The 1477-nt window shown below is 29.5% G+C and carries 2 protein-coding genes; one reads left to right on the top strand and one right to left on the bottom strand.

Features of this window, described 5'->3' with window-relative positions; translation table 11 throughout:
- On the top strand, positions 1–949 hold a 949-nt coding region (locus ACVCXO_RS09180), incomplete at its 5' end, for a hypothetical protein (protein ID WP_452229295.1).
- A 3-nt stretch (positions 950–952) separates the two neighbouring features.
- Here ACVCXO_RS09180 and ytxJ read toward each other — a convergent pair.
- Positions 953–1333 (bottom strand): bacillithiol system redox-active protein YtxJ, encoded by a 381-nt coding sequence (gene ytxJ / locus ACVCXO_RS09175; protein WP_452229294.1) that lies wholly within the window; start codon positions 1331–1333, stop codon positions 953–955.
- Positions 1334–1477: the final 144 nt, after the last annotated feature.

Here is a 1477-nt window from a genome sequence, read left to right as displayed (position 1 = left end):
ACTAAAACCAAACAACACCTTTGTTTTTGATAGTCTTTTATTAAAACAGAATTCAAACTACAAATTATCTTTAGTCGATTTTAAAGGAAAACTTTTAAAAGCAAGCATGCATGTAAATGAACAATTGATAGATTACAAACCAGAGTTAGTAACTAGTAAAGACTTAAACAACTATAATATTAAAGGCTTTGACAATACGGATACCGACGATACCGCTTCTGGACAAATAAAAAAACAAGAATACTTAGACGAAGTAGTTTTGAAAGCAAAAAAAGCAAAAAAAATTGTATTTCCTGATGATTATCCAGACCCTAAAGTTCGCGCAAGTAGTTTTACAAAAACATATATAATAAAAGAAAATAGATACTATATTAGTCAAACAGCAATGGATGTCATTAAAGATTTACCAGGAATTGAAGTAGATAATCACTCCACAAAAATTCGATCTTCAAGAGGAGCGAAATCTATTATTCCAGGAAATAGAAATGACGAAGTTGCAGTAATTTTGAATGGTGTTAGAGTATCTGATTTCGGTTTATTAAATTCTATTAATGCCACAGAAATTGCAGAAGCCAAAGTAAATGCATCAGGCGCTGGATATGGTTTAGACGGCTTTGCTGGCGTGGTTATATTAAAAACAAAAGGTGAAATAAATCCGTATAAAAATACAAACAATAATACAGAATCCACATTAAAAGTTGAAAATGTAGATTTTGGTTTTACCATTCCAACGGCAAACTACGCCAATTATGATATGCAGTTCCCAACAAAAAACTCTAGAATATTTTATAACACTTTAGATTGGTTACCAAATGTAAATTTGAAACCAAACACCGACAATACTATAAGGGTTTACAATGATAACCTAGACGAAATTCAACTTCTAATTAATGGTCAAAACGATCAAGGGAATCTAGTTTTTAAGGTTATACGCATTAAAAATAATTAATAATTATATATAATCTAGCAAATTCACATCATTAATACTTCCATGAGAAGCGTGACGTACTACATTTCCATTTCTTATCACTAATAACTGTGGAGACTCATGCATGACCATAAATTGAACACCAATTTCATTAGAGATTTCTCTATAGCTTAGAAGATCTAAATAATATAAATCTAAATCTTTTTCCGTTAAACTATACATCGTAACAAATTGATTCATTACCATTCTACTAATCCCACATCGCGTAGAATGTTTAAATATAACTTGTGTTTTTACTTTAGATTTTTCTTCGATAAATTGCAATTGCGGCATAGCATTCAAAGGTATCCAAGGCAATACTTTTTCTTCTTTTGGTTCTGATGAACCGAATAGCTTTTTAAACATACATTCTATTTTTTATTTCCTCGAAAATGGAATTAATTTTAAATTAAACACCTTAATATCCATTTACTGATATAAATCATTCTTTTTGTCGAAACATTTTTGCAAACTTACTATCAGTAAACGTAATTACAGAAATAGACAAAA

The sequence above is a fragment of the Lacinutrix sp. MEBiC02404 genome (assembly GCF_053601575.1).
This window is presented reverse-complemented; position numbering and strand designations above follow the sequence as displayed.

Coding starts and splice junctions, on each gene's coding strand:
- ytxJ (WP_452229294.1), bottom strand. CDS start 1,333: ATGTTTAAAAAGCTATTCGGTTCATCAGAACCAAAAGAAGAAAAAGTA.